Genomic DNA, 13,645 nt, shown 5'->3' with positions numbered 1-13,645 from the left:
AGCAGGCATTGACATATAAAAATAATTAGTGTATACTAACTTACATAAGTTAGAAAAAACTAACCGAATAGAGGGAATGATATGAATTTACTGGAAACGCATTTGATCAAACACTGCTCTCCTACGCTGGCGTCTTTAAAGATGGCCAATCTATTCAATTATTCTTATTGGACAGAAAGAGAGCTGATGGAAAGCATGGAATATTGGAATAAGCAGATGTCGGGAAAAGGCATCAGACTCTTTGTATTGAGAAAATCAAATAGAAGGGCATTGATATATGTCTGTCGCTTTTCCGATTTGGAGAGAGAACTCAGAAAGCCTCAAACAGCGGAATTTTTACGCAGATATGGCTATGAAGATCTCGATGTGTCAGGTGCGATAGAACGTTTGAAAGCGAGATTGCAGACCAGTGAGGAATTTCCTCATGAAATTGGTGTATTTTTAGGGTATCCTCTTGAAGATGTCACGGGATTTATAGACAATGCCGGGAAGCGATTTCTTCATTCAGGAGTCTGGAAAGTGTACAGCGATAGAGAGGAAGCTGAAAAAATTTTTTATAAATATAAAAAGTGTACTGACATATATATCCATTTATGGGAAGGCGGAAAGAGTGTTTGGCAGCTTACAGTAGCTGCGTAGGCAGAAAAAGACCACAGGAGGTATATAATGAAGAAGGTAGCGGTAGTATATTGGAGCGGCACAGGAAATACGGAAGCCATGGCTATGTCTGTAGTACAAGGCGCTAAAGACAAAGGTGCAGAAGTGAGCCTTTTTACAAGTGCAGATTTTACGGCAGACATGATAGGGGATTTTGATGCTATAGCTTTCGGATGCCCTTCAATGGGGGATGAGGTTCTTGAGGAAAGTGAATTTGATCCGATGTTTGAGTCATGCAAGAAAAAACTTGGAGGAAAGAAAATTGCTCTGTTCGGTTCATACGGCTGGGGAGATGGAGAATGGATGCGCAACTGGGTAGAAGAATGTGAATCACTTGGAGTGGATATGGCGTGCGACAGTGTTATTTGCAATGAAATGCCCGATGATGCAGGAAAAGCTGAATGTGAGGCATTAGGAGCTGCGTTAGTTTAGTTTTGCAATAAAAATCAGGATGGATTCTGTTTAGATTTTGGATTCCATCCTGATTTTTTTTATAAGAAATAGTTATTTTGTTATAATAATGTGCAGAATAAATTGATGATGAAGCAAATACCAATACCGATAACTGTAGGTAAGAGAAATGCGAAAGCAGTCCATTTAAGGCTTCCGGTTTCTTTTTTTATTGTCAGGCAAGTAGTTCCGCATGGGAAATGAAACAGGCAGAGTATTATTACAGACAAGGCTGTCTGAAAAGTCCATCCGCATCCTACAAGAGTGTCCTGAAGTTGAGTAAGGCTGCTGTAGTCAGTAAGCACTCCTGTTGACATATAACACATCAGCATTACAGGAACAACGATTTCATTGGCAGGAAATCCAAGGATAAAAGCCATAACTATTACACCATCAACACCTATTACCCGGCCGAAGGGATCTAAAAACTCAGTGCAGTGATTTAATATTGAAGAATTACCGATTTTGATATTGGCCAGTATCCATATTAACACACCGAAAGGAGCTGCTATAACTATTGCTCTTCCGAGGACGAAAACTGTTCTGTCGAATATGGAGCGCACTATCACGCTTCCTATTTTAGGTTTTCTGTAAGGCGGCAGTTCCAGCACGAATGAGGAAGGCATTCCTTTAAGGACAGTTTTTGATAAAAGTTTTGAAACTATCAATGTTACCGCGATCCCTATAAGTATGAAACCTGTTAATATACATCCTGCCGCAAGAGTTCCTAAGGAAGCTGTGCCGGAAACGAAAAATATAAGTATTATTGCTATAAGTGTGGGAAATCTTCCGTTACATGGCACAAAGTTATTAGTGATTATAGCTATTAAGCGTTCTCTGGGGGATTCTATTATACGGCATCCCATGACCCCACATGCGTTGCAGCCAAAGCCCATACACATAGTCAGCGACTGTTTTCCATGAGCTCCGCAGCACTTAAATACATTATCAAGATTAAATGCTACTCTTGGGAGATATCCGAAATCTTCAAGTAGAGTAAAGAGTGGAAAGAAAATAGCCATAGGAGGAAGCATAACTGATATTACCCATGTAAGTGTTGTATAAAGTCCGTCCATAAGCGCTGATACTAATACATTGGGAGCATTGACAGATATCAGTAACGTTCTTATTTTTTCATCGAGTAAAGAGAACATTGAAGAAAGAGCTTCTGAAGGATAATTAGCTCCTACCATAGTTATCCAGAAAATCATAAGAAGCAGCAGTATCATTACAGGGAAACCTAAAATTTTTGAGGTTACGATCTTGTCAAGCTTTCGATCAAAACTGTGAGGTTCTTCTTTAGACAGTGTGACACATTGCCGGTATATGTCATTTATGTTAAAGTCTTTTTTGTGCATACCGGAAGACTCATTCGGAGAGAACGAGTACAGTGTTTCAAGAAGCTGAGGGAAACCTTCTTTTGATCGCGCAACTGTAGCAATCACGGGGATATGCAGAAGTTTTTGGAGCTTTTCGATGTCCAGCTGTATACCTTTTTTTCTGGCTTCATCCATTAGATTGACACAAAGGACAGCTTTATCAGTTACTTTGAGGATATCTTTTATAAGAAGAAGATTTCTTTTCAGACATGTGGCGTCTGCAACAATAAGTACGAGATCTGCCTGACCTGAAAGTATGTATTCTCCCGTTACTGCTTCGTCAGGTGAAGATGAGTCAAGAGAATACGCTCCCGGAAGATCAATAAAATCAAAAGTTGCGTCCTTGTATCTCATATGACCGACAGCATTGGTGACAGTTTTACCGGGCCAGTTTCCGGTATGTTGTTTCATACCTGTAAGAGCATTAAATACGGTACTCTTACCTACATTGGGATTACCCACTAATGCTATAGTTTTATTTTTCATAAAAACACCTCTCTGAAGAGTATATGAATATAATTTCAGAGAGGTGAATATTGTAAAAAACTATATTTATTTAACAATCGCAGGTGAGATATAAATGTTGTTTGAATCCTCTTTTCTTAGAGCCAGTACAGCTCCCATCACCTCGTAAGCGGAGGGATTTTTAGCGGGGCTGTTGAACAGGAGCGTTATCTTTGCTCCCGGGAAAATACCATAACCTCTGAATGTATCGGCAACGGCAGCGCCTTTTTTTATAGATTGTATTATATATTCCTTGCCCGGGACAGCCATAGGCAAGGTGATTGACACATCATTCATAGTTGACCTCCTTACGAAAATATTGTATCATTACATATATTCAACTTTGTTTTCAAAATTATTGGGAAAACTGTTAATATTATCATATAAAATGTCTTGACAATGGGTTCTTAAAATGATAATATATTTCTCGCAGCGATTGTGAAAATAGCTGTATGTGTGGCGGTGTAGCTTAGTTGGCTAGAGCGTCCGGTTCATACCCGGAAGGTCGGTGGTTCGACTCCACTCGCCGCTACCAAATTCATATATCATATGATTGTATCAATCATTGATAATATGGGCGCTTAGCTCAGCTGGGAGAGCACCTGCCTTACAAGCAGGGGGTCATAGGTTCGAGCCCTATAGCGCCCACCAAAGTGGTCCGGTAGTTCAGTTGGTTAGAATGCCAGCCTGTCACGCTGGAGGTCGACGGTTCGAGCCCGTTCCGGATCGCCAAATATTATTTTGGGAGGCAACTCCCATTAAGGCGACATAGCCAAGCGGTAAGGCAGAGGTCTGCAAAACCTTTATTCCCCGGTTCAAATCCGGGTGTCGCCTCCAATTTTTTTAGAGCGATGGATGCGCTCGCAATATGGTGGGTATAGTCAAGTGGTTAAGACAGCGGGTTGTGGCTCCGTTATGCGTGGGTTCGAATCCCACTATCCACCCCATTTTGCTCTTATGGAGGAATGTTAATAATTAAATATTGGGGTATCGCCAAGCGGTAAGGCAATGGATTCTGATTCCATCATGCGCAGGTTCGAATCCTGCTACCCTAGCCAATTAAGAAACCATGTTTAAAGGCATGGTTTCTTTTTTATCATATGAGAAATACAACAATATATCTTTATACGATTTTAATGTTTCAAAAAATATATTTATAATGTATTAATGAATTGAAGGGTATAATCATATATAATGTAGGTAAGTTTTGAAATAAATGTCGCATAAAGGAGGCACCGCAGATGTCAGTAGAAAGCCGGAGAGATCCTGATGAAATTTTGAAAATAATAAATCAGGAAGAAAACAGTAAAAAAAGAGGACGTTTAAAAATATTTTTCGGCTATGCTGCTGGAGTAGGCAAAACATATACTATGCTTGAAGATGCGCATGCGGCTAAACGATGTGGAATAGATGTAGTGGTAGGTTATGTTGAACCACATGCCAGACCGCAGACGATGGCTCTCTTAGATGGGCTTGAATGCATTCCTAATCTTGAGGTAGAATATAATTCGATTATTTTAAGGGAATTTGATGTGGATGCTACTTTGGCCAGAAACCCCAAATTGGTTCTTGTGGACGAGCTTGCTCATACTAATGCTAAGGGCTGTAGGCATGCTAAAAGATATCAGGATATAAAGGAACTGCTTGAAAACGGAATAGATGTATATACTACTGTTAACGTGCAGCATATAGAAAGTTTAAACGATATGGTGGCTTCCATCACAGGAATAACTGTGAGAGAACGTATACCTGATTACATTTTTGATGATGCAGATCAGGTGGAGTTGATAGACTTGGAACCGCAAGAGCTGATAGAGAGGCTTGAGGCCGGATATGTGTATAAGAAAAAACAGGCTCAGAGTGCCATGGTCAATTTTTTTACCATAGATAATCTAACAGCATTGAGAGAGATTTCTCTTCGCCGGTGTGCTGACAGAGTAAATCTTTTGACTGAGAGAGCCAGAATAAAGAACAGGGCAAGTTATCATACGGAAGAGCATATATTGGTATGTCTGTCAGAAGAAAATTCAAATGCTAAGGTTATACGTACTGCTGCAAGGATGGCCAAGGCTTTCAGGGGAACTTTTACAGCCTTATTTGTTGAGACTCCTGATAATTCGTCCATGAGTGATAAAAGCAAAAAGATTCTTCAGGCAAATATGAGGATGGCGGAGCGTCTTGGAGCAGAGATAGAGACCGTATATGGAGATGATGTTATATTTCAGATTGCTGAATTTGCAAGGATATCCGGAGTATCCAAAATTGTTATAGGCAGGGTGGGTGCGGCTAAAAAACATTTTCTTGGAAAGCAGTCTTTGACAGAAAAGCTAATAAATGCAGCACCAAATATTGAAGTCCACGTGATACCTGTAGCTGGCCCGAGACTTCCAAAGTATTATCGAATGAAAGCCCAGAAAAAGAAAAATATAATTTTTTCATTGATGGATACTTTGAAAAGTACGGCTATTTTAGGAATAGCATGTACTTTGGCAGTTCTGTTTGATAAAATGGGATTTGGCGTAAGCAATATATTAGGTATATATATACTTGGTGTAATTATTATTTCAGGTTTGATGAAGAACAGAGCATATGGACTGATTGCATCGGTATTAAGTGCTGTAATATTCAATTTTATGTTTGTAGAGCCCCGGCATACATTTATGGCGTATGATATAGGGTATCCTGTAAACGGTTTGATAATGATAATGGCAGCACTTATAACAGGAACAATGTCCATTAGGCTGAGAGAAAGTGCAAAACAGGCAGCGCGTGCTACATTCAGAACAAAGACTTTATTTGATACTAACCAGATACTCCAGCAGACAAAAGGAGAAGAGCAGATATTGGAAGTTACAGCTAGGCAGCTGATTAAACTTCTCAATAAGGATATTGTTGTTTATGAAAATAAAGACGGAGCGCTTGGAGAACCGCAGGTGTTTTTTGCTTCGGATACAGATTCTGAAAGAGTTTCTGGTGAAGCTTATACATCAGGAGAAGAAAAGGCAGTTGCCAGTTGGTCTTTTAAAAATAATCAGCATGCCGGAGCTACCACGGATACACTGTCGGATGCCAGATGTATGTATTTGTGCGTGCGTGTAAACGATAATGTGTATGGAGTTATTGGTATAGCAGTTGGAGAAGAGCCATTGGACGCTTTTTCCAACAGTATAATGCTGTCAATTCTGGGTGAATGTGCTCTTGCTATGGAGAATGAAAAGAATGCCAGAGAGAAAGAACAGGCTGCTATTATGGCTAAGAATGAACAGCTTAGAGCTGATCTTTTGCGTGCGATATCACATGATCTGAGAACCCCTCTGACATCTATATCAGGCAATGCCAGTAATCTTATCTCAAACGGAGAAGCTTTTACTGCGGATATGAAAAAAAGGCTTTATACAGATATCTATGATGATTCCATGTGGCTGATAAATCTCGTTGAGAACCTGCTTTCAGTGACAAGGCTTGAAGAGGGCAGGATGAATATAAATATGGAGACAGAGCTGATGGAAGATGTGGTTACTGAAGCTCTGAGGCATTTGAGCAGAAGAAGTATTGAACATAATATAAGGGTGGAACATAAAGACGAATTCCTGTTGGCAAAAATGGATGCAAGGCTTATCGTTCAGGTAATAATTAATATAGTGGATAATGCTATTAAATACACACCTGCCGGTTCCGACATATTGATAACCACATTCCGCAGGTCTGACAAAGCTATAGTGTCTATCGCTGATAATGGACCGGGTGTTTCGGATGATATGAAAACACATATATTTGATATGTTTTACAGCGGTAATAATAAAGTGGCTGACAGCAGGCGCAGCCTTGGTTTAGGACTGTCCTTGTGCCAGTCGATAATAAATGCTCACGGCGGTGAGCTTACAGTGGGAGATAATGTTCCCAGAGGGGCAGTATTTACTTTTTCATTAATGGCAGAGGAGGTGTATTTTGATGAATAAACCGTTGATTTTAGTGGTGGAAGATGATGCGTCTGTCAGGAATCTTATCACTACCACATTAAAAGTACATGATTATAAATATCTTACAGCTGCAAATGGAAATTTAGCTATAATGGAAGCGACTTCCGGAAATCCGGATATCGTTCTTCTTGATCTGGGCCTTCCTGACATGGACGGCATGGAAGTGATAAGAACTATTCGTCAGTGGTCAAGCATGCCTATCATAGTAATCAGTGCGCGAAGTGAGGATACAGATAAAATAAAGGCTTTAGATGCAGGTGCTGATGATTATCTTATAAAGCCGTTTTCTGTTGAAGAGCTTCTTGCTCGGCTGAGAGTGACTCAGAGGAGACTTTCTATGATGAAAAATGATAAGGAAAGTGAATCTTCTGTATTTACTAATGGAGATATACGAATAGATTATGCAGAAGGATGTGCTTACTTAAAAGATAAGGAGCTTCATTTAACGCCAACGGAATATAAGCTTCTCTGTCTGCTTTCTCAGAATGTGGGTAAAGTGCTGACCCATACTTTCATCACTCAGAAAATATGGGGAAGCTGCTGGGATAATGATGTGGCATCACTGCGTGTTTACATGGCTACGTTGAGAAAAAAGATAGAAGTATCGCCGGAATCTCCGCAGTATATACAGACGCATATAGGTGTAGGATATAGAATGCTCAAAGTTAAATAAAAGAAAAGGAGAAAATCTTATGAAAATGAAACATATAACTATACAGAGCGCTGAATTTGAGAAATCTGTCAAGTTTTATGAAGATATTGCAGGACTGACAATTTGCGGGGATATGAGAGGCAAAGGGGCTATGAATATTGTATTTTTAGCCGATGATAATGGCGGGACTTGTGTGGAGATAATAGAATCTCCGGAACAGGCATATTCCGGAACGGGTATTTCAATAGGATTTGAAGTAGAAGATGCTGAAGCATATCGGGAAAAACTAAGTGAAAAAGGACTCGACCCTACTCCCATGATAACACCTTTTCCGGGAACATCATTTTTCTTTGTAAATGATCCGGATGGAGTGCAGGTTCAGTTTATCTGTGAAAAATAAAGCTGGCAAATTATTTAATATTTTATTACAAAAGATTTCATATTTTTTTAACAACTCCTAAATGTGTAGCAATAACAGTATAAACATGTTACAATTTATTTGTTTGTTTACGATAAAATTGTTTCTTTTAATCATAATAAGCTATATACAGGGAGAGAAGAAATGTTTAGATTTTATATTGCTTTATGGATTTCAAAGATCGTAATGTTTATATTTAAGCTAAAGGGCAGTGAGCGTAATGACTGGCCGGGTCTTTTGGCTTATAAACTGTGTCCGCAGTTTCTTAAATATATCAACAAGCCCCCTCTTGTGATAGCAATTACAGGTACAAACGGCAAAACCACTACATCCGCTCTCATAAACAATAAGCTGGTGGCAGATGGATATAGAGTCAGTTTTAATGACTGGGGAGCTAATCTTCAGGCTGGATTCGGACTTAATCTGATGCGGTGTGTAAATTTTTTAAACAAGCCTACGAAAATGGATGTGGCCGTTCTGGAAGCCGATGAAAAAACTCTGGATGATACTATGACTCTGATAGAACCCGACTATATTTTAGTTACAAATATATGTAAAGATTCACTGAGAAGAAACGGCCATCCTGAATTTATCTTTGATCATGTTGAAAGAACATTTAATGTTCTGGGGAATAAGACCGTAGCTATACTGAATGCCAATGATCCTATAAGTTCCCAGCTTGCTGCTGATTCGGGAGCGAGAAGAGTGTTTTACGGCATGGCAGATATAGGTGCTGATCCTTTTGAAAATACTGTAAAAGATATATCGGTATGCCCTGTATGCGGTGATGATATACAGTATAATTACAGGCTTTACAGACATATTGGTGATTTTTACTGCAATTCGTGTGATTTTGCGGCTCCTCATGCCAAGTATTTTGCAGAGGCTATAGATCATGAAAGAAAGGAACTTATTGTAAAGGAGGACGGAGAAAGATCAGCATATCCTCTCATATCAGATACGGTTTTTAATGCTTTTAATGTATTATCATATATAGCACTTATGAGGGAGCTTGGAACTGACAAACAGGAACTGGCAGATTTTCTCAGAACACAGAGAGTTACGAAAATAAGAGAGACAAGCGTGGAATTCAACGGAATAGAGTATTTGACTTATGCGGCTAAAAGTCAGAATGTAAGTGCGGCGTCTACTGTATTTGAGTATATGGCTAAGGAACCGTCAGTGAAAGAGCTTGTTTTGCTTCTTGATGAGATGCAGGATAGAAATCACCCTTCTGAAACTATAACATGGCTTTATGAAACGGATTATGAATTCCTCAACAGCCCGAATATTAAAAAGATTATAGTAGGAGGACATATGTACCTCAATCATAGGCTCAGGCTTCTTCTTGCAGGTATAGATGAGAGTAAGATCGTATGTGTGGAAGATGAAAGCGAAATAGTAGATCATGTGGATCGTAGCGGAATAGAGAAGGTATATGTGCTTTTTGAGATAGACTATGTTACAAAGGCGAGGAAGATGAGAGATATGATTGTAGAAAGGGCAAAGGAGGAGGCAGCGAAATGAAGAAAGTAGAATTACTCTTTCCGGAACTCTGTAATATTTACGGTGAAAGTTACAACATAGAATATCTAAAAAGATGCAGTAAAGATATAGATGTGATATATACTAACCATAAGGAAGTTCCGGCGTTTGTCAGTGGAGGCGCCGATATGGTATATCTGGGATGCGCTTCTGAAAGAAAGCAGGAACAGATTATAGAGATTTTGAAACCGTATCGCAGTAAAATAGTCGAACTTATAAATCAAGGTGTCGTATTTCTTGCCACAGGAAATGCTGTTGAGATATTCGGAAATTACATCAGAGACGGAGAACGCATTATAGAAGGGCTGAAAGTATTTGATTTTTATTCTGTTAGATATATGAAGGCTGAAAGGCATAATTCACAGTTCATAGGTAAATATGATGATCTTACGATATTGGGACACAGGAGTCAGTTTTCTTTTTCTTACGGTGACTTTGAAGAGGCTTTCATAGATATAGAGAAGGGAATAGGAATGAATTCTGAAACAAAACGCGAGGGAGTACGCAGAAAAAATTTCTTCGGGACATATTCTCTTGGGCCTTTTCTTATCCTGAATCCGCTGTTTACAAAGAAAATATTGAGATTAATAGGGCTTGACGATACTTTATGTTTTGAAAAAGAAATCGTGGAGGCATATCAGTACAGACTCGAAGAACTGAGCAGAACAATCTGAAGACGTTTTGAATAAGAGAAAATTAAAAGAGCATTCATAACTGTAAGTATATAGTACAGATACATATGCTCTTTTTTAATGCTGTTTAGTCCATAACTGACTCAAAAATATGTCTGCATCCTTTGCCGTCAGGGTGATGTTCGGCAAATACATAGAACACATGGCCGGGATATTCATTACCTTCAATAAGACATGGTCCTTTTTCCGAAATTGCTATATCCCATCCTACATATCGTACCTGAGGAACAATATGAGCCGCTTCTATCGCCATTGCTTTCACTTCTTCCCACTGAGGAATCTTGAATCCTATAATGGATTTTTTTGTTATAGGATGGATATCATAAGCGATATTTTCCCCATCCACAGCCGGATATATTAAGGTTCCGGTATTAAGATCTATAGGTGTCAGCATACCTCCATTACAGAAATTATCTACAATTCCGTCTCTTCCTATCCGCAAATATGCAGCAAGAAGAGTTACGGTCCCTTCTTTGAGAAATGTTATGGCTCTTATGGTATTTACGCTGCTGGGATTAAGTGCCGACATTTCTTTTACCTGTATAATACGTTCTTCAGCCAGATATGGAATTTTATCTATGTTTGAATCAAAAGATGTCATTTCAGCGGGAAGTTTTGCGACTCCGTCTCCATGTGTTCCGTCGATAGGTTTTAAAATGAAATCGGTTTTTCCTTCTATGAATTTACGAAATTCATCTCTCTGATCCTTGTTTTTTATAAGCAACCAGTCTCTTCCAAGGTATTTGCTGAATTTTTTATTGAAATCTACTTTGTTGAGGAAAAAATGAATATAGTCAAAATCGTTGTATTTTACCACATATTGATTATTGACGCCTCTGGTGATAACGTCCCGTCGCTCGTCGTTATTGAGCTTGTCCATTCTTGCATTGAGATAATCTATATAGCCTGCTTGATATTTGAATCCACAGTATATGATGTCAAAAAAAAGTACAATACTGTTTTTTCCTGAAACCTTGTGGACTTTTTTCACCGTATCGAACAGCTGTCTGTAATTCATGCCGAATATGCGGCCTATCAGAAACCTAATCTTTTTCATATAATGTTAAACTCTGCCTTCCTGTTTTTTGGTTTATTAATAATATTAACATAATCTCAAAAAAAAACAAAGGGTTTGATCATTTTCCGGAAATACTATGTTTAATATGGAATAAACAACAGAAACGTGATATAATATCCGGGTTGTAAAATCAATGAAAGGAAGCAGATTTGCATGAGTAAATTAAGATTTTTCATAGCATTGTGGGTGGCGAAAATCGCTATTGTCGCTCTTAAAATAACGAGGCATAATGGGACAAATTTTCCGGGAGTAGTGGCTCTTAAAATATGCCCGCAGTTTTTGAAATATATAGGCAAACCTGAGAGAATAATAGCTGTTACGGGAACTAACGGAAAAACGACTGTCAGTAATATGGTAATAGATGCGCTGTCTCAGGACGGAAAAAATGTCGTCAACAACAGGATGGGATCCAACATCAATACAGGTATAGCGACAAGTTTGATACAAAATTGCGGTGTGATGGGAAAGTGCAGAGAAGATATGGGATTATTTGAGATAGACGAACGTTCTGCCAGACGAGTGTTTCCTTATATGATTCCGGAATATCTTATTGTAACAAATCTTTCAAGAGATTCTATAATGAGAAACGGACATCCTGAGTATATCTCGGATATTTTGACGAAATATATTCCTCAAAGTACCAAGTTAATTTTAAATGCAGATGATATGATATGTTCAACTGTGGCGCCTGAAAACAGCAGAGTATATTTCGGAATAGAAAGAATGCCGGGTGATCTGACAGAATGCAATAATCTTATAAATGATTTTCAGATCTGCCCTGAGTGTCATAATAAGCTGAAGTATGAATATGTCAGATACAGTCATATAGGCAAGGCGTACTGTCCGATATGTGGCTTCAAGGCTCCGCTTTATGATTATGCGGGGCATGATGTGGATCTTGGTAATATGACCATCGGAATAAGAGGAAAAGAAGCAGATGTACGATATAGACTTCTTAATGACAGCGTTTATAACATTTATAACGTAGTTTCTGCTGTGGCTCTTTTTCTTGAAATGGGATATTCTCATCGTCAGGTTCAGAAATTTTTTGAAAACATGAGCATAGTAGGCAGTCGTTATGATGAAATGAAAGTCGGAAGTTACACTGTATGCAGGATGTTGGCAAAGGAAAAGAATGCTTTTGCTAGCTCCAGAGTCTTTGACTATATAGCCGCAAGCAAGGGAAAAAAAGAGATAATCTTGATGAATTGTTGCCAGGGCGATGCTGTTCACTGGTCTGAGAATACATGCTGGATGTATGACTGCGATTTTGAATTTCTTAAGGATGACAATATAGAAAATATTATCGTATGCGGTCCGAGAGTAAAAGATTACAGACTTAGACTTCTTTTAGCCGGAGTGCCTGACTGTAAGATTTCGTATACAGACGATGAATTTGATACACCGGAAAAACTCAAGCTCACAGGAAACAGTTATATATATGTTTTATATGGGACTGATTCTATAGATCTTGGTTTAAAAGTAGCTGAGAAAGTAGTAAAGATGATACGGAAAAAAGGAGGCGAAGGTAAATGAAGATAGAAGTTCTCTTCCCGGAGATTTGTAATCTGTATGGGGAACTGGGCAATATAAGTTACTTACAGAAGTCCTGTGCTGATATAGAAGTGGTGGAGACAGGGCTGAATGATGAGCCGATTTTCGTATCAGAAGTACCGGATCTTATATATATGGGTACTATGACAGAGAAATCTCAGCTTTTGGTAATAGAAAAGCTGAATTGTTGTAAAGAAAGAATTGTGGAACTGATAGAAGATGGTGCTAATTTTCTTGTAACAGGAAATGCTCTCGAGGTTTTCGGCAAAGAGATAAAAGATGTGGACGGAGTCACTGCAGAAGGTCTTGGTATATTTGATATAACTACATCCAGAGACATGATGAATAGATATAACTCTTTGTATTTAGGAGAGTTTTCAGATGGATTGCAGCCGGATGCGGGAATGATGAAGATAGTGGGATTTAAAAGTCAGTTTACTCATTCGTATTGGGAAGACGGTGCTGTACAGACACCTCTTTTTATTACTGAACGAGGACCGGGTCTTAATCCTCAAATAAAAGGGGAAGGGATCAGAGTAAATAATTTTATGGCGACTTATGTGATAGGCCCTCTTCTGGTTTTGAATCCGCTTCTGGCAAAACATATTCTGAGAATGTGTGGAGCGAAAAAGATTGATGTAGCGTTTGAAGAAGCAGCCATGGAAAGTTATGAAGCAAGAGTAAGAGAATATTCCAATCCTGATACAGGATTTTATTATTGATAGTGATGAAAGGC

At 38.8% G+C, this 13,645-nt stretch carries 12 protein-coding genes and 6 tRNA genes; 15 read left to right on the top strand and 3 right to left on the bottom strand.

The genetic code is table 11. The features are described from left to right. Nucleotides 1-81 precede the first annotated feature (81 nt). Nucleotides 82-639, top strand: coding sequence for a DUF3793 family protein (locus H8692_RS01210; RefSeq protein WP_177270919.1), 558 nt, complete (start codon nt 82-84; stop codon nt 637-639). A gap of 27 nt (nt 640-666) precedes the next feature. Continuing rightward, nucleotides 667-1,089 carry a flavodoxin gene (locus H8692_RS01205; RefSeq protein WP_177270920.1) on the top strand — a complete coding sequence of 141 codons (423 nt, stop codon included), beginning with the start codon at nt 667-669 and terminating at the stop codon, nt 1,087-1,089. Nucleotides 1,090-1,169: 80 nt separating this feature from the next. On the opposite strand, the gene feoB is transcribed toward H8692_RS01205, so the two are convergent. Both feoB and H8692_RS01195 read right to left on the bottom strand, forming a co-directional pair. Then, nucleotides 1,170-2,972 (bottom strand): ferrous iron transporter B, encoded by a 1,803-nt coding sequence (gene feoB, locus H8692_RS01200; RefSeq protein ID WP_187524808.1) that lies wholly within the window; start codon nt 2,970-2,972, stop codon nt 1,170-1,172. A 66-nt stretch (nt 2,973-3,038) separates the two neighbouring features. Then, complete coding sequence (locus tag H8692_RS01195) at nt 3,039-3,287, bottom strand: FeoA family protein (RefSeq protein WP_177270922.1); 249 nt, start codon at nt 3,285-3,287, stop codon at nt 3,039-3,041. A gap of 161 nt (nt 3,288-3,448) precedes the next feature. On the opposite strand from H8692_RS01195, the gene H8692_RS01190 reads away from it, so the two are divergent. The 11 genes from H8692_RS01190 (at nt 3,449) to H8692_RS01140 (ending at nt 10,259) form a co-directional block, all read left to right on the top strand. Then, nucleotides 3,449-3,525: transfer RNA gene (locus H8692_RS01190), tRNA-Met, on the top strand. A gap of 40 nt (nt 3,526-3,565) precedes the next feature. Further along, a tRNA-Val gene (locus H8692_RS01185) sits at nt 3,566-3,641 on the top strand. 4 nt (nt 3,642-3,645) lie between these two features. Then, nucleotides 3,646-3,722: transfer RNA gene (locus H8692_RS01180), tRNA-Asp, on the top strand. Nucleotides 3,723-3,752: 30 nt separating this feature from the next. After that, nucleotides 3,753-3,827 (top strand) — tRNA-Cys (locus H8692_RS01175). A 34-nt stretch (nt 3,828-3,861) separates the two neighbouring features. Beyond that, nucleotides 3,862-3,937, top strand: a tRNA-His gene (locus tag H8692_RS01170). Between the two features lie 36 nt (nt 3,938-3,973). Then, nucleotides 3,974-4,048 (top strand) — tRNA-Gln (locus H8692_RS01165). A gap of 183 nt (nt 4,049-4,231) precedes the next feature. Then, nucleotides 4,232-6,949, top strand: a complete 2,718-nt coding sequence (locus H8692_RS01160) for a sensor histidine kinase (RefSeq protein ID WP_187524807.1) — start codon at nt 4,232-4,234, stop codon at nt 6,947-6,949. Continuing rightward, complete coding sequence (locus H8692_RS01155) at nt 6,942-7,643, top strand: response regulator (RefSeq protein ID WP_187524806.1); 702 nt, start codon at nt 6,942-6,944, stop codon at nt 7,641-7,643. Before H8692_RS01160 ends, H8692_RS01155 begins: the two co-directional genes overlap by 8 nt. Before the next feature lie 19 nt (nt 7,644-7,662). Beyond that, nucleotides 7,663-8,022: a VOC family protein gene (locus H8692_RS01150; RefSeq protein WP_177269232.1), complete on the top strand. Its 360-nt coding sequence runs from the start codon at nt 7,663-7,665 to the stop codon at nt 8,020-8,022. Nucleotides 8,023-8,184: 162 nt separating this feature from the next. After that, nucleotides 8,185-9,567: a Mur ligase family protein gene (locus tag H8692_RS01145; RefSeq protein WP_177269234.1), complete on the top strand. Its 1,383-nt coding sequence runs from the start codon at nt 8,185-8,187 to the stop codon at nt 9,565-9,567. After that, nucleotides 9,564-10,259: a hypothetical protein gene (locus H8692_RS01140; protein WP_187524805.1), complete on the top strand. Its 696-nt coding sequence runs from the start codon at nt 9,564-9,566 to the stop codon at nt 10,257-10,259. The genes H8692_RS01145 and H8692_RS01140 overlap by 4 nt, the downstream gene beginning before the upstream one ends. Before the next feature lie 85 nt (nt 10,260-10,344). On the opposite strand, the gene H8692_RS01135 is transcribed toward H8692_RS01140, so the two are convergent. Then, on the bottom strand, nt 10,345-11,334 hold the full coding sequence (locus tag H8692_RS01135) for a sugar-transfer associated ATP-grasp domain-containing protein (protein WP_177269238.1): 990 nt from the start codon (nt 11,332-11,334) through the stop codon (nt 10,345-10,347). A gap of 174 nt (nt 11,335-11,508) precedes the next feature. On the opposite strand from H8692_RS01135, the gene H8692_RS01130 reads away from it, so the two are divergent. Then, nucleotides 11,509-12,891 carry a Mur ligase family protein gene (locus H8692_RS01130; RefSeq protein ID WP_187524804.1) on the top strand — a complete coding sequence of 461 codons (1,383 nt, stop codon included), beginning with the start codon at nt 11,509-11,511 and terminating at the stop codon, nt 12,889-12,891. After that, nucleotides 12,888-13,631: a hypothetical protein gene (locus H8692_RS01125; RefSeq protein ID WP_177269242.1), complete on the top strand. Its 744-nt coding sequence runs from the start codon at nt 12,888-12,890 to the stop codon at nt 13,629-13,631. Before H8692_RS01130 ends, H8692_RS01125 begins: the two co-directional genes overlap by 4 nt. Nucleotides 13,632-13,645: the final 14 nt, after the last annotated feature.

The organism is Lentihominibacter hominis, from assembly GCF_014385065.1.
Classification (GTDB): domain Bacteria; phylum Bacillota; class Clostridia; order Peptostreptococcales; family Anaerovoracaceae; genus Lentihominibacter; species Lentihominibacter hominis.
The sequence above is the reverse complement of the archived record's forward strand: the minus strand, read 5'-3'. Positions and strand labels throughout refer to the sequence as shown.